Annotated in this window: 16 protein-coding genes; 9 read left to right on the top strand and 7 right to left on the bottom strand. The window is 63.0% G+C overall.

Annotation, left to right across the window (positions count from 1 at the left end; genetic code table 11):
- Nucleotides 1–141 precede the first annotated feature (141 nt).
- Complete coding sequence (locus tag U9R80_RS01560) at nucleotides 142–579, bottom strand: hypothetical protein (RefSeq protein ID WP_301838468.1); 438 nt, start codon at nucleotides 577–579, stop codon at nucleotides 142–144.
- Here U9R80_RS01560 and trmL point away from each other — a divergent pair.
- Nucleotides 578–1,033: a tRNA (uridine(34)/cytosine(34)/5-carboxymethylaminomethyluridine(34)-2'-O)-methyltransferase TrmL gene (trmL, locus tag U9R80_RS01555; RefSeq protein ID WP_301838469.1), complete on the top strand. Its 456-nt coding sequence runs from the start codon at nucleotides 578–580 to the stop codon at nucleotides 1,031–1,033. The genes U9R80_RS01560 and trmL overlap by 2 nt on opposite strands.
- Nucleotides 1,034–1,109: 76 nt before the next feature.
- Here trmL and secB read toward each other — a convergent pair whose 3' ends face one another.
- From secB to U9R80_RS01540, 3 genes are read right to left on the bottom strand one after another with little or no spacing between them, the layout of a single operon-like run.
- Nucleotides 1,110–1,598, bottom strand: a complete 489-nt coding sequence (gene secB / locus U9R80_RS01550) for a protein-export chaperone SecB (protein ID WP_301838470.1) — start codon at nucleotides 1,596–1,598, stop codon at nucleotides 1,110–1,112.
- Nucleotides 1,599–1,638: 40 nt separating this feature from the next.
- Nucleotides 1,639–1,893 (bottom strand): glutaredoxin 3, encoded by a 255-nt coding sequence (grxC, locus tag U9R80_RS01545; RefSeq protein WP_301838471.1) that lies wholly within the window; start codon nucleotides 1,891–1,893, stop codon nucleotides 1,639–1,641.
- Between the two features lies 1 nt (nucleotide 1,894).
- Nucleotides 1,895–2,308, bottom strand: a complete 414-nt coding sequence (locus U9R80_RS01540; protein WP_301838472.1) for a rhodanese-like domain-containing protein — start codon at nucleotides 2,306–2,308, stop codon at nucleotides 1,895–1,897.
- Nucleotides 2,309–2,523: 215 nt separating this feature from the next.
- Here U9R80_RS01540 and gpmI point away from each other — a divergent pair, with 215 nt between their 5' ends.
- The 4 genes from gpmI to U9R80_RS01520 all read left to right on the top strand — a co-directional run bounded on the left by gpmI (nucleotide 2,524) and on the right by U9R80_RS01520 (nucleotide 7,685).
- Nucleotides 2,524–4,053: a 2,3-bisphosphoglycerate-independent phosphoglycerate mutase gene (gene gpmI / locus U9R80_RS01535; RefSeq protein ID WP_301838473.1), complete on the top strand. Its 1,530-nt coding sequence runs from the start codon at nucleotides 2,524–2,526 to the stop codon at nucleotides 4,051–4,053.
- A 158-nt stretch (nucleotides 4,054–4,211) separates the two neighbouring features.
- Entirely contained in the window at nucleotides 4,212–5,495 is a 1,284-nt protein-coding gene (locus U9R80_RS01530) for a murein hydrolase activator EnvC family protein (protein WP_301838474.1), read from the top strand.
- A 93-nt stretch (nucleotides 5,496–5,588) separates the two neighbouring features.
- A complete protein-coding gene (locus tag U9R80_RS01525) occupies nucleotides 5,589–6,908 on the top strand; it encodes a S41 family peptidase (protein WP_301838476.1) in 1,320 nt (439 codons plus the stop codon).
- 9 nt (nucleotides 6,909–6,917) lie between these two features.
- Complete coding sequence (locus U9R80_RS01520) at nucleotides 6,918–7,685, top strand: divergent polysaccharide deacetylase family protein (protein ID WP_301838477.1); 768 nt, start codon at nucleotides 6,918–6,920, stop codon at nucleotides 7,683–7,685.
- Here U9R80_RS01520 and U9R80_RS01515 read toward each other — a convergent pair.
- Both U9R80_RS01515 and U9R80_RS01510 read right to left on the bottom strand, forming a co-directional pair.
- Nucleotides 7,676–8,416 (bottom strand): substrate-binding periplasmic protein, encoded by a 741-nt coding sequence (locus tag U9R80_RS01515; protein WP_301838478.1) that lies wholly within the window; start codon nucleotides 8,414–8,416, stop codon nucleotides 7,676–7,678. The genes U9R80_RS01520 and U9R80_RS01515 overlap by 10 nt on opposite strands.
- Before the next feature lie 129 nt (nucleotides 8,417–8,545).
- Entirely contained in the window at nucleotides 8,546–10,492 is a 1,947-nt protein-coding gene (locus tag U9R80_RS01510) for a BCCT family transporter (protein WP_324805171.1), read from the bottom strand.
- A 478-nt stretch (nucleotides 10,493–10,970) separates the two neighbouring features.
- Between U9R80_RS01510 and betI the strand changes: the two genes are divergently transcribed.
- From betI to betA, 3 genes are all read left to right on the top strand, one after another.
- Complete coding sequence (betI, locus tag U9R80_RS01505; RefSeq protein WP_301838483.1) at nucleotides 10,971–11,636, top strand: transcriptional regulator BetI; 666 nt, start codon at nucleotides 10,971–10,973, stop codon at nucleotides 11,634–11,636.
- 30 nt (nucleotides 11,637–11,666) lie between these two features.
- On the top strand, nucleotides 11,667–13,139 hold the full coding sequence (betB, locus tag U9R80_RS01500) for a betaine-aldehyde dehydrogenase (protein WP_301838484.1): 1,473 nt from the start codon (nucleotides 11,667–11,669) through the stop codon (nucleotides 13,137–13,139).
- Nucleotides 13,140–13,298: 159 nt separating this feature from the next.
- Nucleotides 13,299–14,990, top strand: coding sequence for a choline dehydrogenase (gene betA / locus U9R80_RS01495; RefSeq protein ID WP_301838486.1), 1,692 nt, complete (start codon nucleotides 13,299–13,301; stop codon nucleotides 14,988–14,990).
- A 49-nt stretch (nucleotides 14,991–15,039) separates the two neighbouring features.
- On the opposite strand, the gene U9R80_RS01490 is transcribed toward betA, so the two are convergent.
- Entirely contained in the window at nucleotides 15,040–17,316 is a 2,277-nt protein-coding gene (locus U9R80_RS01490) for a dermonecrotic toxin domain-containing protein (RefSeq protein WP_301838488.1), read from the bottom strand.
- A 208-nt stretch (nucleotides 17,317–17,524) separates the two neighbouring features.
- Here U9R80_RS01490 and U9R80_RS01485 point away from each other — a divergent pair, with 208 nt between their 5' ends.
- A complete protein-coding gene (locus tag U9R80_RS01485; RefSeq protein ID WP_301838489.1) occupies nucleotides 17,525–19,267 on the top strand; it encodes a potassium/proton antiporter in 1,743 nt (580 codons plus the stop codon).
- Nucleotides 19,268–19,297 lie beyond the last annotated feature (30 nt).

The raw sequence follows: 19,297 nt of genomic DNA, 5'->3' as shown, positions 1-19,297 counted from the left end.
ACTAATCCCCTGCCCGCGACTGCCAAACCCCGCCAAACCCGCCATTTTGCGCACTGCAACAAAACTGGCACACACCCTGCATTAGTATGAGTACTCCAGTTTTGGGGACCTTGGTACAGGCAGGCCGGGGATTCCCCTCTTTTATTCGCGCAGTCGCACTTGTACCCGCCAGCGCCCATCGTCCTCTGCACCGGCCCAGTCGCCGTGCAGGGGACGGGCCGCCACCAGGGTCACCAGCAACCCGCCGTCACTCTTCTGAACCCGCCAGCTGACAGGCTTGCCCTGCAGCTGCAGCTGGCCTCGCGCCGCCTTGCCCTGGGCATCGAACAGCAGCGCCAGGGTGCCTTCGACTTCTTCGCCGTGCAGCTTGGGCTCTTCGTTGAACCACAGGTCCAACCCGCCCTCGACTACCTGAAGCTGCTCCAGCACCCTGGGCTCAGGCGCGGTCAGGCGACCGATCATCAACCCCACCAGCATGCCCACAATGGCCAGCGAAAACAGCACACGCGGCCAGAGCTGCGAACGCGGGTCCGGTTCAGGAGTAGAATGCCCGTCATCTTTATGTTCGGAGCCGTGCATGTTTCACGTCATCCTCTTTCAACCAGAGATTCCGCCGAATACCGGCAACATTATCAGGCTGTGCGCCAACAGCGGCTGTCACCTGCACCTGATCGAGCCCATCGGCTTCGAGCTGGACGACAAACGCCTGCGTCGTGCCGGGCTGGACTACCACGAGTATGCCCCGCTCAAGCGTCACGCCGACCTTGCCAGCTGCCTGGAAAGCCTCGGCCAGCCGCGCCTGTTCGCCTTCACCACCAAGGCTTCGCACCCTTACCACGAAGTGGCGTTCCAGCCTGGCGATGCCTTTTTGTTCGGCCCGGAAAGCCGTGGGCTGCCTGCCGACGTGCTCGACAGCCTGCCCGCCGAACAGCGCCTGCGCCTGCCGATGAAGGAAGGCTGCCGTAGCTTGAACCTGTCCAATACGGTGGCGGTGACGGTGTATGAGGCCTGGCGTCAGCAGGGATTTGCCTGATCGCGGGGCAAGCCCGCTGCTACAGCTGCGATAAAAAAAGCGCCCATCAGGGCGCTTTTTCAATGCATCGCAAAACTTACTGCAGCGAAGGCGCTTCGCCTGCTTCCTGCATGCGTTGCATTTCCTGGGCGTACAGGGCATCGAAGTTGACCGGCGACAGCATCAGGGCCGGGAACGAGCCGCGGGTTACCAGGCTGTCCAGGGTTTCGCGCGCGTACGGGAACAGGATGTTCGGGCAGAAGGCACCCAGGGTGTGGCTCATGGAAGCCGCGTCCAGGTTCTTGATCAGGAAGATACCGGCTTGCTGCACTTCAGCGATGAAGGCCACTTCGTCGCCGTTCTTCACGGTCACCGACAGAGTCAGCACGACTTCGTGGAAGTCACCTTCCAGGCCTTTCTGTTTGGTGTTCAGGTCCAGCGCGACGCTCGGCTCCCACTGCTGACGGAAGATGGCCGGGCTTTTCGGCGCCTCGAACGACAGGTCGCGCACATAGATGCGCTGCATGGAGAACTGTGGGGAGTTGTCTTCAGCTGCGGCGGCGTCGTTGTTCTGTTGATCAGTCATGACAGATCCTTCTTTCCAGGGTCTTTATAGGGGTTCTGGTTCAAGCCTTGAGCAGCGCGTCGAGCTTGCCGGCGCGCTCAAGGGCATACAGGTCGTCGCAACCGCCGACGTGGGTACTGCCGATCCAGATCTGCGGCACCGAAGTGCGGCCGGCCTTCTGGCTCATCTCGGCACGCACCTGCGGCTTGCCATCGACCTTGATCTCTTTGAAATCCACGCCTTTGCTCTCGAGCAGGTATTTGGCCCGCGAGCAGTAGGGGCAGTAATCGCTGGAGTAGACGATGACGGCGCTCATATCACTTCACCAACGGCAGGTTGTCGGCCTTCCAGCTCGACACGCCACCCGACAGCTTGGCAGCGGTGAAGCCGGCCTTGAGCAGTTCACGGGCAGTGGTGCCGGCGTGCTGGCCCATGGAATCGACCACGATCAGGGTCTTGGCCTTGTGCTTTTCCAGCTCGCCCATGCGGGCGGCGAATTTGTCCTGCGGGATGTTCAGGGCACCCACGATGTGGCCAGCCGAGTAGTCCTTGGTCGAACGGATGTCGATCACCAGGCCTTTGTCGGCGTTGACCAGTGCGGTCAGCTCGCCAGTGCTCAGGCTGCGGCCGCCCTTGCGCGCTTCGTGGATAATCAGCAGCACCAACAGAACGATGAAAATACCGACCAGCAAATAGTGTTTTGTTGCGAATTCAATCAGGTGAGCAACCATCGGAAGGTGTTCCAGGCCATTAAAAATGTTGGCCAGTATACACAGCACCCAAGGTCGGCCAAAGCCCGCCCGACCGGCTCGTTGGCAGTAAATCCTGCCAAGCGGCTACAGTCCGTCGGCCAATGCCCGGCGCCAAACAAGGTTAATTCGTCATTCATGACCAATTTGCCCTAAAATGCGTGTCTTTATCATCTGAACAACCGTGAGTGGGATTGATGACGAGCACGCCAAAACCCTTGGTCCTGATCATCCTGGATGGTTTCGGTCACAGCGAAAGCCCTGACTACAACGCCATCTATTCGGCCAACACGCCAGTCTACGATCGCCTGCGCGCCACCCAGCCGCACGGCTTGATCTCCGGCTCCGGCATGGACGTCGGCCTGCCTGACGGGCAAATGGGCAACTCCGAAGTCGGCCACATGAACCTCGGCGCCGGCCGCGTGGTGTACCAGGACTTCACCCGGGTGACCAAGGCCATCAAGGACGGCGAGTTCTTCGAGAACGCCGTGCTCTGCGGCGCGGTCGACAAGGCCGTGGGCGCCGGCAAGGCAGTGCACATCCTCGGTCTGCTCTCCGACGGCGGCGTGCATAGCCACCAGGATCACCTGATCGCCATGGCCGAACTGGCCGCACAGCGTGGCGCCGAGAAGATCTACCTGCACGCCTTCCTGGACGGTCGAGACACCCCGCCAAAAAGCGCGCAATCCTCGATCGAGCTGCTCGACGCTACCTTCGCCAAGCTGGGCAAGGGCCGCATCGCCAGCCTCATCGGCCGTTACTACGCCATGGACCGCGACAACCGCTGGGACCGTGTCTCCACCGCCTACAATCTGATCGTCGACAGCGCTGCCGAATACACCGCCGACTCCGCTGTTGCCGGCCTGGAAGCTGCCTACACCCGTGGCGAGAGCGACGAATTCGTCAAGGCCACGCGCATCGGCGAAGCCGTCAAGGTCGAAGACGGCGACGCGGTGATCTTCATGAACTTCCGCGCGGACCGTGCCCGCGAGCTGTCGCGCGTGTTCGTCGAAGCCGACTTCAATGAATTCCCGCGCGCACGCCTGCCCAAGCTGGCCGCCTACATCGGCCTGACCCAGTACTCGGCGAAGATCCCGGCCCCGGCCGCGTTCGCCCCGGGCAGCCTGAACAACGTGCTCGGCGAATACCTGGCAAAAAACGGCAAGACCCAGCTGCGCATCGCCGAAACCGAGAAGTACGCCCACGTGACGTTCTTCTTCTCCGGCGGCCGCGAAGAGCCGTTTGAAGGCGAAGAGCGCATCCTGATCCCGTCGCCGAAGGTCGCCACCTATGACCTGCAGCCGGAGATGAGCGCGCCGGAAGTCACCGACCGCATCGTCGAAGCCATCGAGCAGCAGCGCTACGACGTGATCGTGGTCAACTACGCCAACGGCGACATGGTCGGTCACAGCGGCGTGTTTGAAGCAGCGGTCAAGGCGGTCGAAGCCCTGGACCTGTGTGTCGGCCGCATCGTCGAAGCCCTGGACAAGGTGGGCGGCGAAGCGCTGATCACCGCCGACCACGGCAACGTCGAGCAGATGGAAGACGAATGCACCGGCCAGGCGCACACCGCGCACACCACTGAGCCGGTACCGTTCATCTATGTCGGCAAGCGCAACCTCACGGTGCGCGAAGGCGGCGTACTGGCGGACGTGGCGCCGACCATGCTCAAGCTGCTGGGCCTGGAAAAGCCTGCAGAAATGACGGGCACCTCGATTCTCGTCTGAAGGCTTGAGCTGCAGCGCCGAGCCTCAAGTGGCAAGAAAGCGCTGAAGCTTTGAGGCAGTAGCCGACCAATGCCTCAACACAGTTGTGTTGAGGCGTTTTTTTTGCGGCGTGTGGCGGGCATACTAGGCCAGTCTCTATCCCTGGTGTCGCCCACTCCATGTTTCGCGCCCTGATCGTACTAGCCCTGTCTTGCCTGCTCAGCCCGGCGTTTGCCGACGAGCGCGCGCAAACCCAGCAGCAACTGGACGCCACGCGCCAGGACATTGCCGAGCTGAAAAAAATGCTCGGCAATTTGCAGCAGGAAAAATCCGGTGTGCAGAAAGACCTGCGCAGCACAGAAACCGACATCGGCAAGCTGGAAAAGCAGGTGGAGGCCCTGCAGCAGGAACTAAAAAAGACCGAGGGCGAACTGGAGCGCCTTGATCACGAGAAAAAAAAACTCCAGAGCGCCCGCGTTGAACAACAACGCCTGATTGCAATCCAGGCCCGTTCGGCCTACCAGAACGGCCGCGAGGAATACCTCAAGCTGCTGCTCAATCAGCAGAATCCGGAAAAGTTCGCCCGCACCCTGACCTATTACGACTACCTGAGCCAGGCGCGCCTGGCGCAGTTGCGCAGCTTCAACGAGACCCTGCGCCAGCTGGCCAATGTGGAACAGGACATCAGCCTGCAACAGGCCCAGTTGCTGGCCCAGCAAGGCAACCTCGATGCTCAGCGCCAGGAGCTGGAGAAGGTTCGCGCCGAACGCCAGCAGGTGCTGGCCAAGCTCAGCAACGATGTAAATGCGCGCGACCAGAAGCTGCAGGCCCGCGAGCAGGACCAGGCCGACCTGACCAAGGTCCTCAAGACCATCGAAGAAACCCTCGCCCGCCAGGCCCGCGAGGCGGAAGAAGCCCGCCAGAAGGCACTGCTGGCCGCGCAGGAAGCGGAAAAGCAGCGCCAGCGCGAAGCCCTGGCAGCCAACACCGATGCCCCGAAAAAGCCCAAGCCGATGCCTGGCCCGCTGGTTTCCAGCAGCGGCGAGACCTTCGGCGGTGCTTTTTCTTCGGCCCGTGGAAAACTTCCATGGCCGGTCAATGGTCGATTGTTGGCACGTTTTGGTGAAACCCGCGGCGATGATTCGCGGGCCAGATGGGACGGGGTGATGATCAGCGCCTCTCCCGGCAGCCAGGTGCGTGCCGTGCATGGCGGCCGGGTGGTGTTTGCCGACTGGTTGCGCGGCGCTGGACTTCTGGTCATTCTCGACCATGGTAATGGCTACCTGAGCCTCTACGGCCATAACCAGAGCCTGCTGAAGAGCGCCGGAGACGTCGTGAAGGCCGGCGAGGCTATTTCCACCGTCGGCAACAGCGGCGGCCAGGACAGCTCGGGACTGTACTTCGCCATCCGCCAGCAGGGCCGCCCCAGCGACCCCGCACAATGGTGCCGTGCCCAAGGATAGGTACCACCAACCCCCTATTTAGCGGCGTAGCGCGATATCGGGCTACGCCGAAGCTCCCTACGGAGCGCTACCAGGATCAGGAGTTCGTTCGACATGCTGTATTCGCCTCGCCTCACCTCGCTGGCCCTGAGCATCGCCATGGTCCTTGGCGCATCCCTGGCCCAGGCGGCCGAGCCCGCCAAACCTGCCTCGGTACCGGCCTCGGCGGCTACGGCCAAGGCGCCGCTGCCGCTGGACGAACTGCGCACCTTTGCCGAGGTCATGGACCGGATCAAGGCAGCCTATGTCGAACCTGTGGATGACAAGACCCTGCTGGAAAACGCCATCAAGGGCATGCTCAGCAACCTCGACCCGCACTCTGCCTACCTGGGCCCGGAAGACTTCCAGGAGCTGCAGGAAAGCACCAGCGGCGAGTTCGGCGGCCTGGGCATCGAAGTCGGCATGGAAGATGGCTTCGTCAAGGTGGTCTCCCCCATCGACGACACCCCGGCCTCCCGTGCCGGCATCGAGGCCGGTGACCTGATCGTCAAGATCAACGGGCACCCGACCCGCGGCCAGACCATGACCGAAGCGGTCGACCAGATGCGCGGCAAGATCGGTGAGAAAATCACCCTGACCCTGGTCCGCGATGGCGGCAACCCGTTCGACGTGACCCTCGCCCGCGCGGTCATCCAGGTCAAGAGTGTGAAGAGCCAGCTGCTCGAAGACGGCTACGGCTACATCCGCATCACCCAGTTCCAGGTCAAGACCGGCGAAGAAGTCGGCAAGGCCCTGGCCCAGCTACGCAAGGAAAACGGCAAGAAGCTGCGCGGCCTGGTGCTGGACCTGCGCAACAACCCCGGTGGCGTCCTGCAGTCGGCGGTGGAAGTGGCCGACCACTTCCTGACCAAGGGCCTGATCGTCTACACCAAGGGCCGTATCGCCAACTCCGAACTGCGCTTCTCGGCCGACCCGGCCGACGCCAGCGAAGCGGTGCCATTGGTGGTACTCATCAACGGCGGCAGCGCCTCGGCGTCGGAAATTGTCGCCGGCGCCCTGCAGGACCAGAAACGCGGCGTGGTGATGGGCACCGACAGCTTCGGCAAAGGTTCGGTGCAAACCGTACTGCCGCTGAACAACGAGCGCGCCCTGAAGATCACCACTGCGCTCTACTACACCCCCAATGGCCGCTCGATCCAGGCCCAGGGCATTGTTCCGGACATCGAGGTGCGGCGCGCCAAGATCACCGCCGAGCAAGACACCGAGAACTTCAAGGAAGCCGATCTGCAAGGCCACCTGGGCAACGGCAACGGCGGCGCCGACCGCCCGTCCGGCAAGGCAGCCCGCAACAAGGCTCGCCCACAGGATGATGACTTCCAGCTCAGCCAGGCCTTGAGCCTGCTCAAGGGCCTGAGCATCACCCAGGGTAAATAAGGCCAGTTGATGCGTTGCCTGCTGTTCACCCTGCTGTTCCTGTTGAGCGGTGTCGCCCTGGCGGCACCGGCTCAACCGGCCAAAGCCTACCTCAGCCTGATCATCGACGACCTCGGTCAGAACCCGGCCCGCGATGCGCGCACCCTGGCGCTACCCGGCCCGGTAACCCTGGCGATCATGCCCGACACCCCGCACGCCACCGACTTTGCCCGCCAGGCCCATCGCGCCGGCAAGACGGTGATCCTGCACATGCCCATGGACCCGGCCACCGGCCCCTACGCCTGGCATCCCGGCACACCGCTGCCGGAGCTTGAGCGCCGGCTCAACGCCGCCCTGGCCAAAGTGCCCTATGCCGCAGGCATCAACAACCACATGGGCAGCCGCATGACCGCCGAGGCCGGCCCCATGGCCTGGCTGATGGGCGAGCTGCAACAACGCGGCCTGTTTTTTGTCGACAGCCGCACCAGCGCGGCCACGGTCGCGGCCCGCTCGGCGCAGAACATCGGCCTGGCCAGCGTTTCCAGGGACGTATTCCTCGATGATGAACGCACCCCGGAAGCCATCGCCGCGCAGCTGCAGCTGGGCATTGCCCTGGCACGCAAGCAAGGCTCGGCGGTGCTGATCGGCCACCCTTATCCACAGACGCTGGACGTGCTGGAGCGTGAGCTGCCCAGGCTCAAGGCCCAGGGCATCGAATGGATCGAGATTCGCCAGATGATCGCCGAGCGCAGTAACCGGGCCATGGCCGGCCACGGCCGCAACGGCGTCTACAAGTAGCGGGCGAAGACCGCTTCGACGAAGCCGTCGCTGCGCATTTGCTCAAGCGCTTGCTGGAGCCTGCGCACCACCTCATCGGGCACCTGCTTGTTCAGCGCCAGGTACAACTCGGCGCCATTGAAGCGCAGCACGGTCTTGAGGTTGCTGATGCCGACTTGCCTGGCGAGGTAGCGTCCGGCCGGATCGCCGCTGGCCCACAAGTCAATTTCGCCCTTGACCAGCTTTTGCGCATTGTCGCGGTCGCGCAGTGCGAGCACCGGCTTTAGCCCTCTGTTGGTGAGGAAGTTGCCGATGGCGTCGCCTTTATAGGCACCGATGCGATAGCGGCGGGCGTCATCCAGGCTGTTGAGCGTGATGTCGCTGTCTTCCGGCGCCAGCAGGATCCAGTCATCCGGGCCGATCGGCCCCACCCATTTGAACAGCGCCTCGCGTTCCGGCTGGCGGGCCATGACGAAAATCCCGTGGCCGGGCGTGGTCAGCACCTGCTGGTAGATGCGCTGCCAGGGGAAGCGCAGCGTGAGGGTATAAGGCACGTCGGCGCGCTTGAACATCTCGCGCACGATATCGGTGGCGATACCGTTGATGCCCTCGTCGCGGGCAAAGCTCTTGCCGTTGATCGACATGTTGTAGGGCGGAAAATTCTCGGTCAGCAGCACCACCGCCTCATCCGCGCGGGCAACGTGGGCGAACGACAGGCAACTGCACAACAACAGAACAAGACGCTTGAACATGATGGCACCGGGCTCCTTGGCAACGCCAAGAGTGCCGATCCCCTGCGCGGCTGTCCAGCCTGGCGCGGCGCACAAACAAAAAGGGCCCTGTTCCGTGGAACAGGGCCCTTTGCGGTCACTCAGCGTTTATCAGCTGTAGACGCGCCCCAGCACCTGGCGGTGGCTTTCGAACTGATCGAGCACATCACGGGTGATCTGCTCGGGCGTGAAGCCCATCAGGTCGTATTCCTGGCTGCCGTTGTGCAGGTACACCTCGGCGCGATAGAAGCGCTGGCGCACCTCGCTCTCACCTTCGACCGGCGCCTCGCTAGGCGCGGCCAGGTAGCCGTCCAGGCTCACTTCGTAGACGAAGGGGTTGCCCTCCTCCATCTCGATGCGCAGGCCCATGGCCGCGCGCGACTGGCCGACACGGGTCTGCACCTGGAAGCCCAGCACCTGCAATTGCGCTGCAGCATCCTTGAGCGCCGGGCTGACGCGCTTGTCCATGAAGCGCTGAACCACCGCCTGGGTCGGTTGCAGATCCAGCTGGCTCAGGCGCTCGCTGAAGCCACGACGGCCGCGGGCAGCCAGTTCGGCCTGCTCCTGCTCGACCTGGCTGTCCTGCTTCATGGCCTTGTACAGACCGAACATGAACAGCACCAGCACCACCGAGAACGGCAAGCCGGCCAGCACCACCATGGTCTGCATGGCCTCGAAGTTACCGGCAAACAGCAGGCCGATGGTCACCAGCGTGATGATGGCCGACCAGAGGATACGCAGCCAGTGCGGTGCATCTTCGTCGACGTCACCGCCTTTGCACGAAAGGTTGGCCATCATCACCGCACCGGAGTCGGCCGGGGTCAGGAACAGTACGAAGCCGACGAAAATCGCCACGCCCACGACAATCTTGGCCGCCGGGAAGTGCTCGAGCAGTTGGTAGATCGACATCGACGGCTGTTCCAGCGCCGAGCGTCCCAGCTCCACCGCCCCCTGGTTGATCACCAGGTCCAGTGCGGTGTTGCCGAAGATCGACAGCCAGGCCAGGGTGAAGCCCAGCGGAATCAGCAGCACGCCGGCCACCAGCTCGCGCACGGTACGGCCACGGGAGATCCGGGCAATGAACATGCCGACGAATGGGCCCCAGGAGATCCACCAGGCCCAGTAGAACAGGGTCCACAGGCCCAGCCAGCGCTCGGACTTGGCGCCGTCGCCTTCGTACACATACAGGTCGAAGGTCTTGAGCACCACACCGTTGAGGTAGTCACCGATGTTCTGCACGAAGCTGTTGAGCAGGTGCAGGGTCGGGCCGTTGAGCAGCACGAACAGCAACAGGCCGCTGAACAGGATGATGTTCAGGTTGGACAGGCGGCGGATGCCGTTCTCCACACCCGAGACCGCAGCGATGGTCGCCACAGTGCTCATGACCAGGATCACGATCAGCAGGTTAGTGTTGCTGTGCTCCATGCCGAACAGGTATTCCAGGCCCGAGGACACCTGCATCGAGCCGATACCCAGGTTGGTCACCAGGCCCAGCAGGGTCACGAACATGCCGAAGATGTCTACGGTGTGACCAGCAGCGCCTTTGACCCAACGCTCACCCACCAGCGGATACAGCGCCGAACGCAGGGCCAGCGGCTGGTTGTGGCGGTAGGCGAAGTAAGCCACGGCGAGGCCGACCAGAGCATAGATGGCCCAGCCGTGCAGGCCCCAGTGCAGGAAGGTCAGCTGCAACCCTTCACGGGCCGCCTGCAGGCTTTGCGGCGAACCCTGGGGCGGGTTGAAGTAGTGATCCAGCGGCTCGGAAGCACCGAAATACAGCAGCGAGATACCGATGCCGGACGAGAACAGCATGCCGGCCCATGCGCCGTAGCTGAAGTCCGGGGTGTCGTCCTTGCCGCCAAGCTTGAGCTTGCCGAAGTTGGAGAAGGCCAGAACGATGACGAATACCAGGTAGCCGCCAATCACCAGCATGTAGTACCAGCCAAAACTGCGCGACAGCCAGGCCTGGGCCTGGCCCAGCAGTTGGCCAGCAGTTTCGGGAACAGCGATAAGCAAGGCAGTCAGAAGCAGGATCAGCAGCGTCGAGGTGTAGAACACCACGCTATTGACCCGGACCCTCTCGGCAGGGGTCTTGGTTAGGGAGGCAGAACTCATTGCACATAGGCTCCGGGCAGTGCGAGAGAAACGAAACAACCGTTGCCTGCGCAAATGGTGCAATAGCCCCACTGGCGTCAGGTGTTATAAAAGCACCTTGAAAAACCGTGATCCCGAATCGAATACGTTGAAAAAAAACAGGCCGAACACCCCGCTCCGAGGGTTGGCCGGGCAGTGAGGTACCGCTCGGCAGATCTGTCCAACGCGCCGCTTACACCCGTCAACACCTTGTATTCCGGGGGTTACACGTCTTTTTGGGGTGCCAATTTGTGCCAGCAGACTGTAGGAAAAGTCTGTCAATGGCACAGATTGTCGCAGAGCTTATTCTTTGTTGATTGAACGTTCAATCAAAACAAAATAGACTGGCCTTCGCCGAGGCAGCCGCTCGTCGACTGCTCGCAGGCCTGAGGAGATTTGCAAGATGCCCAAGGTCGGTATGCAACCCATTCGCCGCCAACAATTGATCGAAGCCACGTTGCTGGCGATCGACCAGGTCGGGATGGGTGACGCCAGCATTGCGCTGATCGCCCGTTTGGCCGGCGTGTCGAATGGCATCATCAGTCACTACTTTCAGGACAAGAACGGCCTGATCGCAGCGACCATGCAGTACTTGATGAGCGTGCTGAGCGAGAACGTCGTCGCCAACCGGCAGGCGCTCAAGGACAACAGCCCGCGTGCCCACCTGCAGGTGATCATCGAAGGCAACTTCGACGCCAGTCAGGTCAACGGCCCGGCAATGAAAACCTGGTTGGCCTTCTGGGCCTCCAGCATGCACCAGCCGTCTTTGCACAGGTTGCAGCGGATCAACGATCACCGCTTGTATTCCAACCTGTGCTGCCAGTTCCGCCGTGTGCTGCCGTTGTCCGAGGCACGCACCGCAGCCCGTGGACTGGCAGCTCTGATCGACGGCCTGTGGCTGCGCGGAGCGTTGTCCGGAGAAGCCTTCGACACCGACCAGGCGAAACAAATCGCTTACGAATACATGGATCTACAACTGGCGAAGCAGACGAGTCCGACCCCACAAACACGGACCTCTGAACCACTACGCGGCGCAATTGCCCAAACAGCAGGAGCGTCGCTCGGATAGCCACTTACACACTGCACTTGCGAGGACACTATGGCCCGTTTCGAACTGCAAAAACTCTACATTGATGGTGGTTATGTCGACGCTTCCAGCGACGCTACCTTTGACGCCATCAACCCGGCCAACGGCGAAGTCCTCGCCCAGGTGCAACGTGCCACCAAAGAAGACGTCGAGCGCGCAGTAGAAAGCGCCGAGCGCGGCCAGAAAGTCTGGGCCGCCATGACCGCCATGCAGCGTTCGCGCATCCTGCGCCGCGCCGTCGACATCCTGCGCGAGCGCAACGATGAGCTGGCCGCCCTGGAAACCCTGGACACCGGCAAGTCCTACTCCGAAACCCGCTACGTCGACATCGTGACCGGTGCTGACGTGCTGGAATACTACGCAGGCCTGGTGCCGGCCATCGAAGGCGAGCAGATCCCGCTGCGCGACAGCTCGTTCGTCTACACCCGCCGCGAGCCGCTGGGCGTGACCGTCGGTATCGGCGCCTGGAACTACCCGATCCAGATCGCCCTGTGGAAATCCGCACCAGCCCTGGCGGCCGGTAACGCGATGATCTTCAAGCCAAGCGAAGTCACCTCGCTGACCACCCTGAAACTGGCCGAGATCTACACCGAAGCCGGCCTGCCCGATGGCGTGTTCAACGTCCTGACCGGCAGCGGCCGCGAAGTCGGCACCTGGCTGACCGAGCACCCGCGCATCGAGAAAGTCTCGTTCACCGGCGGCACCGACACCGGCAAGAAAGTCATGGCCAGCGCCTCGAGCTCCTCGCTCAAGGAAGTCACCATGGAACTGGGCGGCAAGTCGCCACTGATCATCTGCGAAGACGCCGACCTGGATCGCGCCGCCGATATCGCCATGATGGCCAACTTCTACAGCTCCGGTCAGGTCTGCACCAACGGTACTCGCGTATTCGTGCCTGCCTCGATGAAAGCGGCCTTTGAAGCCAAGATCGCCGAGCGCGTTGCCCGCATCCGCGTTGGCAACCCGGAAGACGAGAACACCAACTTCGGCCCGCTGGTCAGCTTCGCCCACATGGAAAACGTGCTGGGCTACATCGCCAAGGGCAAGGAAGAAGGTGCACGCGTCCTGTGCGGCGGCGAGCGTCTGACCGACGGCGAATTCGCCAAGGGCGCCTTCGTGGCCCCGACCGTATTCACCGATTGCCGTGACGACATGACCATCGTCAAGGAAGAGATCTTCGGCCCGGTGATGAGCATCCTCTCCTACGAGACCGAAGAAGAAGTCATCCGTCGTGCCAACGACACCGACTTCGGCCTGGCCGCTGGCGTATGCACCAACGACATCAGCCGCGCCCACCGCATCATCCACCAGCTTGAAGCCGGCATCTGCTGGATCAACGCCTGGGGCGAGTCGCCAGCCGAAATGCCGGTCGGCGGCTACAAGCAATCCGGTGTCGGCCGTGAAAACGGTGTGAGCTCGCTGGCTCAGTACACCCGCATCAAGTCGGTACAGGTAGAGCTGGGTAATTACGCGTCGGTCTTTTGACCGACAGCTACAAGCCTGAAGCTTCAAGCTGCAAGAAAGTGCCGGTCGGCGTAGCCCACCGGCCCTTGCAGGCCTAATCCATCTCGCAAGCTTCGCACAACTGCTGTTACTTGCAGCTTGTAGCCTGAAGCTTGCAGCTGCTTCCGGAGGAAGCCCCCCATGGAATTCGATTACATCATCGTCGGTGCCGGCTCGGCCGGTAATACCCTGGCGACCCGCCTGACCGAAGACGAAGGCGTTACCGTCCTGCTGCTCGAGGCCGGTGGCCCCGACTACCGCATGGACTTCCGTACCCAGATGCCGGCCGCCCTGGCCTTCCCGCTGCAGGGTCGTCGCTACAACTGGGCCTACGAGACCGATCCAGAGCCGCACATGGACAACCGCCGGATGGAATGCGGCCGTGGCAAGGGCCTGGGTGGCTCGTCGCTGATCAACGGCATGTGCTACATCCGCGGCAACGCCCTGGACTTCGACGGCTGGGCACAACTGCCGGGCCTTGACGACTGGACCTACCTGGACTGCCTGCCGTACTTCCGCAAGGCCGAAACCCGCGACATCGGCCCCAACGACTGGCACGGTGGCGAAGGCCCGGTCAGCGTGACCACGCCAAAAGCCGGCAACAACCCGCTGTTCCACGCCATGGTCGAGGCCGGCGTGCAGGCCGGTTACCCGCGCACCGAAGACTTGAACGGCTACCAGCAGGAAGGTTTCGGCCCGATGGACCGTACCGTCACGCCTAAAGGCCGTCGTTCCAGCACCGCCCGTGGCTACCTGGACACCGCCAAGAAGCGTTCGACCCTGACTATCGTCACCCACGCCCTGTCTGACCGCGTGCTGTTCGACGGCAAGCGCGCCGTTGGCGTGACCTACCTGGTCGGCGCCAGCGAAGAGCGCGTCGAAGCCCGTGCCCGCAAGGAAGTCATCGTCTGCTCCGGCGCCATCGCTTCGCCGCAACTGCTGCAGCGCTCCGGTGTCGGCCCGGCCGAACTGCTGAAGAACCTCGACATCCCGGTGGTCCATGACCTGCCAGGCGTTGGCGAGAACCTGCAGGACCACCTGGAGCTGTACCTGCAGTACGCCTGCACCCAGCCGGTTTCCCTGTACCCGTCGCTGCTCTGGTACAACCAGCCGGCCATTGGTGCCGAGTGGCTGTTCAACGGTACCGGCATCGGCGCCAGCAACCAGTTCGAGGCCGGCGGTTTCATCCGCACCCGTCCTGAGTTCGAGTGGCCGAACATCCAGTACCACTTCCTGCCCGTTGCGATTAACTACAACGGCAGCAACGGCGTACAGGAACATGGCTTCCAGGCCCACATGGGTTCGATGCGTTCGCCTAGCCGCGGTCGTATCCAGGCCAAGTCCAAGGACCCGCGCCAGCACCCGAGCATCCTGTTCAACTACATGGCTACCGAGCAGGACTGGCAGGAATTCCGTGACGGCATCCGCCTGACCCGGGAAATCATGGCCCAACCTGCGCTGGATGCTTACCGTGGTCGCGAAATCAGCCCAGGCGCCGATGTGCAGACCGACGAGGAACTGGACAAGTTCATCCGCGAACACGCCGAAACCGCGTTCCATCCATCGTGCTCGTGCAAGATGGGCGACGACGAGATGGCTGTGGTCGATGGCCAGGGTCGCGTGCATGGCATGCAGGGCCTGCGTGTGGTCGATGCCTCGATCATGCCGATCATCATCACCGGTAACCTGAACGCCACCACGATCATGATCGCCGAGAAAATCGCCGACAAGATCCGTGGCCGCCAGCCACTGCCGCGCAGCACCGCCAAGTACTACGTGGCCAACGGCGCGCCGGTCAAAGGCAAGCCGATGCGTGAAGTGAAGCAGTCGTAACATTTTCGCGGGGCAAGCCCGCTCCTACCGGAGCGGGCTTGCCCTACGATCAATACCGCAGGAAAAACCGCTCCATCACCGACGCGCCAACCACCCCCAGACGCTGCGCAAACCGCTCCCGCTCAAACGGCTGCCCGGTCCGCAACTCGTACACCTGCCCGCTCCCCGCCTCCATCGCCCGCAACCGCACCTGCACAAACCGGTAATCCGCGCCGCTGATGTGCGCGATGTCCTCCACCTGCAAATGCCACCCCGGCAGCACGACCGACTCGGCCTCATGCTGCAGATCGGAAAACGGCGCCACCGGCACTGCACAGCGCGCACCTCCCGGCTCCAGCACATACACCACCGAGCCGTCGTCGAACGCCGCCTGCCCGCTCACCTGCGCCGCCGGGCTGTTGAACATCTCCCAGGCAAAATACGGGTTCTCCGAAAACGAGGTGAAATCGGTGGTCAGCAACCGGTCCCCCACCTTGATCCGCCCGTCACGCCAATACGCACCGCTGGTGTCACGCCTTCCCATACCGACCCGGTACAGACGCACCTGGTTGTCGCCGCCCAGGCTCTCCAACTCATCCGCCAGGCCATGCACTCGGGCCACGTTGGCGGCCAACTCGCCGTCCAGCGCCAGCCCTCGCAGCAGGTTGTTATAGCGCTCGGGCGAATGGGTGTACGTCTTGATGTTGCGCGCACCGAAGCCCAACTCGTCGCGATACACCGGATACGGCTGGCCAAAGGCATCCAGATAATCGCCATCGGCCGAGAACGCCTCCAGCTCGACCCGCGGCACGTGAACCATCAGCCCGCGCTGACGGGCCAGGGCCACATCCGAAACGGCCAGCAACTCATCGGCCGAAGGCTGCATGTGCAGGTCCCAGAACGACGAGCGGCGCCCGGGAAAATCCCCGCCCTGTTCGCCACCGCCCTCATCCAGCGCCAGCGCCGGCCGCTCGTCCTGCACACCCCGCAGCGAATCCGGCACATAGCCTTCTTCCGGCGCCAGTGCCGGGGCTTCGGCCAGCCCCGGTGCCTCGAAGACCTCGCCGAGGTGCAACATCTGCGCATCAATCAGAATGAACAACACATCAACGAAGGCATCTCCCCAGCCTGCCCGGCGCTGTGCCAGCAACGGCGCGTTCAGCGCCTGATCCAGGTGCAGCCCCAGGTTGCCGACGCCCGCCCCCAGGGCAACTCCGGCAAAGGGCCACCAGATCAAGGCCAACGGCGTTACAAAGCGCGGCGCCAGTTTCAGGTAGTTCATCCACTCGCCCTTGTGCAGCTCACTGTTGGAGGTGCTGCGGGCGCGGGCATCGCGCACCATTTCAGTCACCGTGACGCGGTACAGCGTGTCGAAGACATCGCCCCGGCTCGGGTGCCCGGCCCGCTCAAGGTGCACCGTTGCCGCCACCAACTGATCACACAAGGCGCGCAAGGTAGCGCCATCGTCGGCCAACGCCCCAGCGTCGTGGAGAAAGTGCGCAATGAAGCGCTCACGGGCGGACGGATCGCGCAGTTGCTTCTGGAGCCAGGCGTTCAGGCGTTTCGTGCTGTCGAACACCTGCAACTCGCTGCGGCCTTGCCCGCAGAAATACAGCACCTGCCGGCCTCCAGTGAGCGTCAGCCAGAACAGATCCCGCGCCGTGTACGCCCCCAGCCGACATTGGCGAAACGGCGATTCAGTCTCTGCTGCGGCCTTTACCCGTAACTGCTGCAGGCTCAAAGGCAGTGCGGCGCCAGCCGCCACCGCCGCGCACAACTGCGTGTAATCCCGCTCGCTCAGCCGGCCTTGCGCCTGCGCGAGGGCGACCGCCGCCAGGTAGCTTGTACGCGCCAGCAGGCAAAAATCCTCGCCCGAGTCCTCCCAGAATTTCGCCAGCGTCGCCAGGTACACGGGCTGGAAATCCAGGTTCCAGAATGCCTGCAGAATCGCACTGGGCAGCAAGCGAACTTCATTGGTCTCGTCGTAACGGCCATGGTGGCCATCCACCCGGTAGAAGCCGCCGTACAGGCCCAGCAGATCGCTGTTGCCCTGCTCGCCCGCCGCGAAGCGGCGCAAGGTCAGTTCGCTCAGGGTCATCGAGCGCACGGGGGAACCCTCGTGCCGCCAGCCGGTGAAGGTCCGGTTGCTGCTGATCGCACCCTCGAAGCGATGCCAGTAAATGCGGTCAGGGTCCAGCCAGTAACCCAACTGCTGGCGCACGATGTGCCCGGCAGCCTGGCGCGCCAAGGTATGCAGGGAGGGGAAGTTGGCCATGTAGCGTTCGGCGATGCCCTGCAAGGTGGCACTGGCATCGGGCTGAACTGGCGTAAGGGTAGCGTCAGGCATGGTGTGGGACCTCGGTGCAATGGAGGGGCCCTCACTTCAAGCCATTGCCCATGCGCCGGGGTGTCATCTATCCACCACCGCACCCCGCATTTGAAATCAACGCCACGGAACGCTTTACAGCGCGCCAAGCCCTCAGGTTAGAATCAGTTGGCATGCGACCTGCTTGTTCAAGCCGGTCCCCTTTCTGCTTTTCCCCGGAGTACCGCCTTTGGATGCGTCCACCATCAATAGCCTGTTCTTGATCGGCGCATTGCTGGTAGGTGCAAGTATTCTGGTCAGCTCACTGTCTTCGCGCCTGGGCATCCCGATCCTGGTCATCATCCTTGCCGTCGGCATGCTGGCCGGCGTGGATGGTGGCGGCATCATCTTCAACAATTATCCAACCGCTTATCTGGTGGGCAACCTGGCGTTGGCCGTGATCCTGCTCGACGGCGGCTTGCGCACACGGGTGGCAAGTTTTCGCGTGGCCCTGTGGCCGGCCCTGTCGCTGGCCACCGTGGGCGTGCTCATCACCACGGGCCTGACCGGCATGGTCGCGGCGTGGCTGTTTGATCTCAGCCTGATCCAGGGCCTGCTGATCGGCGCCATCGTCGGCTCTACCGACGCCGCGGCGGTGTTCTCGCTGCTGGGCGGCAAGGGCCTGAACGAGCGGGTCACCGCGACCCTCGAGATCGAGTCGGGCAGCAACGACCCGATGGCCGTATTCCTCACCGTCACCCTGATCGAGATGATCGCCAGCGGCCAGACCGGCCTGCACTGGAGCCTGCTCGGCCATCTGCTGCGCGAGTTCGGTATTGGCAGCCTGATGGGCCTGGGCGGCGGCTGGCTGATGCTGCAGATGGTCAACCGGATCAACCTCGCCGGCGGCCTCTACCCGATCCTGGTGATCGCCGGCGGCCTGGTGGTGTTCTCGCTTACCAACGCCCTTCACGGCAGCGGCTTCCTCGCCGTGTACCTGTGCGGCCTGGTGCTGGGCAACCGACCGATCCGCAGCCGCCACGGCATCCTGCATATGCTCGACGGCATGGCCTGGCTTGCGCAGATCGGCATGTTCCTGGTGCTGGGCCTGCTGGTCACCCCCCATGACCTGCTGCCCATCGCCCTGCCAGCACTGGGCCTGGCGCTGTGGATGATCATCTTCGCCCGGCCGCTGTCGGTAATCGCCAGCCTGTTGCCGTTCAAGGCGTTCCATGGCCGGGAAAAGGCGTTTATCTCCTGGGTCGGCCTGCGCGGCGCGGTCCCCATCATCCTGGCGGTGTTCCCGCTGATGGCCGGCCTGCCTGACGCCCAGCTGTTCTTCAACCTGGCGTTCTTTATCGTGCTGGTCTCGCTGCTGGTGCAGGGCACCAGCCTGCCGTGGATGGCCAAGCTGCTCAAAGTCACCGTACCGCCCGACCCTGCGCCCATCTCCCGTTCGGCCCTGGAAGTCCATATCACCAGCGAGTGGGAGCTGTTCGTCTATCGCCTGGGGGCGGAAAAGTGGTGCATCGGTGCCGCCCTGCGCGAACTGAAAATGCCCGAGGGCACCCGTATCGCGGCCCTGTTTCGTGGCCAGCAACTGCTCCACCCGTCGGGAAGTACCACCCTGGAAGTCGATGATTTGCTCTGCGTGATCGGCCACGAACACAACCTTCCGGCCCTCGGCAAGTTATTCAGCCAGGCGCCGCAGCGCGGTCTGGACCTGCGCTTCTTTGGTGACTTCGTGCTCGAAGGTGACGCAGAACTGGGGGCTGTAGCGGCGTTGTACGGTTTGCAGCTCGATGGCCAGGACCCGCATATGCCGCTCAGCCGCTTCATTGCGCAGAAGGTTGGCGGCGCACCGGTGGTGGGCGACCAGATCGAATGGAACAACACGCTATGGACGGTGGCGATGATGGAAGGGAACAAGATCCTCAAAGTGGGCGTCAAATTCCCCGAAGGAACTCGACCCGGCCCCGGATTGTTCCTTTAAACTCCGAACTTCGCCCCTGGTTGCATGAAT

The sequence above is a fragment of the Pseudomonas sp. JQ170C genome, assembly GCF_035581345.1.
In the GTDB taxonomy this organism is placed as follows: domain Bacteria; phylum Pseudomonadota; class Gammaproteobacteria; order Pseudomonadales; family Pseudomonadaceae; genus Aquipseudomonas.
Note: the sequence above shows the minus strand (reverse complement) of the source record. Positions and strands in the feature narration are given on the sequence as shown.

Bases quoted from the DNA above. Each gene is read 5' to 3' on its own strand.
- trmL (WP_301838469.1), top strand. From the start codon at position 578: ATGTTTCACGTCATCCTCTTTCAACCAGAGATTCCGCCGAATACCGGC.
- U9R80_RS01560 (WP_301838468.1), bottom strand. From the start codon at position 579: ATGCACGGCTCCGAACATAAAGATGACGGGCATTCTACTCCTGAACCG.
- secB (WP_301838470.1), bottom strand. From the start codon at position 1,598: ATGACTGATCAACAGAACAACGACGCCGCCGCAGCTGAAGACAACTCC.
- grxC (WP_301838471.1), bottom strand. From the start codon at position 1,893: ATGAGCGCCGTCATCGTCTACTCCAGCGATTACTGCCCCTACTGCTCG.
- U9R80_RS01540 (WP_301838472.1), bottom strand. From the start codon at position 2,308: ATGGTTGCTCACCTGATTGAATTCGCAACAAAACACTATTTGCTGGTC.
- gpmI (WP_301838473.1), top strand. From the start codon at position 2,524: ATGACGAGCACGCCAAAACCCTTGGTCCTGATCATCCTGGATGGTTTC.
- U9R80_RS01530 (WP_301838474.1), top strand. From the start codon at position 4,212: ATGTTTCGCGCCCTGATCGTACTAGCCCTGTCTTGCCTGCTCAGCCCG.
- U9R80_RS01525 (WP_301838476.1), top strand. From the start codon at position 5,589: ATGCTGTATTCGCCTCGCCTCACCTCGCTGGCCCTGAGCATCGCCATG.
- U9R80_RS01520 (WP_301838477.1), top strand. From the start codon at position 6,918: ATGCGTTGCCTGCTGTTCACCCTGCTGTTCCTGTTGAGCGGTGTCGCC.
- U9R80_RS01515 (WP_301838478.1), bottom strand. From the start codon at position 8,416: ATGTTCAAGCGTCTTGTTCTGTTGTTGTGCAGTTGCCTGTCGTTCGCC.
- betI (WP_301838483.1), top strand. From the start codon at position 10,971: ATGCCCAAGGTCGGTATGCAACCCATTCGCCGCCAACAATTGATCGAA.
- betB (WP_301838484.1), top strand. From the start codon at position 11,667: ATGGCCCGTTTCGAACTGCAAAAACTCTACATTGATGGTGGTTATGTC.
- betA (WP_301838486.1), top strand. From the start codon at position 13,299: ATGGAATTCGATTACATCATCGTCGGTGCCGGCTCGGCCGGTAATACC.
- U9R80_RS01490 (WP_301838488.1), bottom strand. From the start codon at position 17,316: ATGCCTGACGCTACCCTTACGCCAGTTCAGCCCGATGCCAGTGCCACC.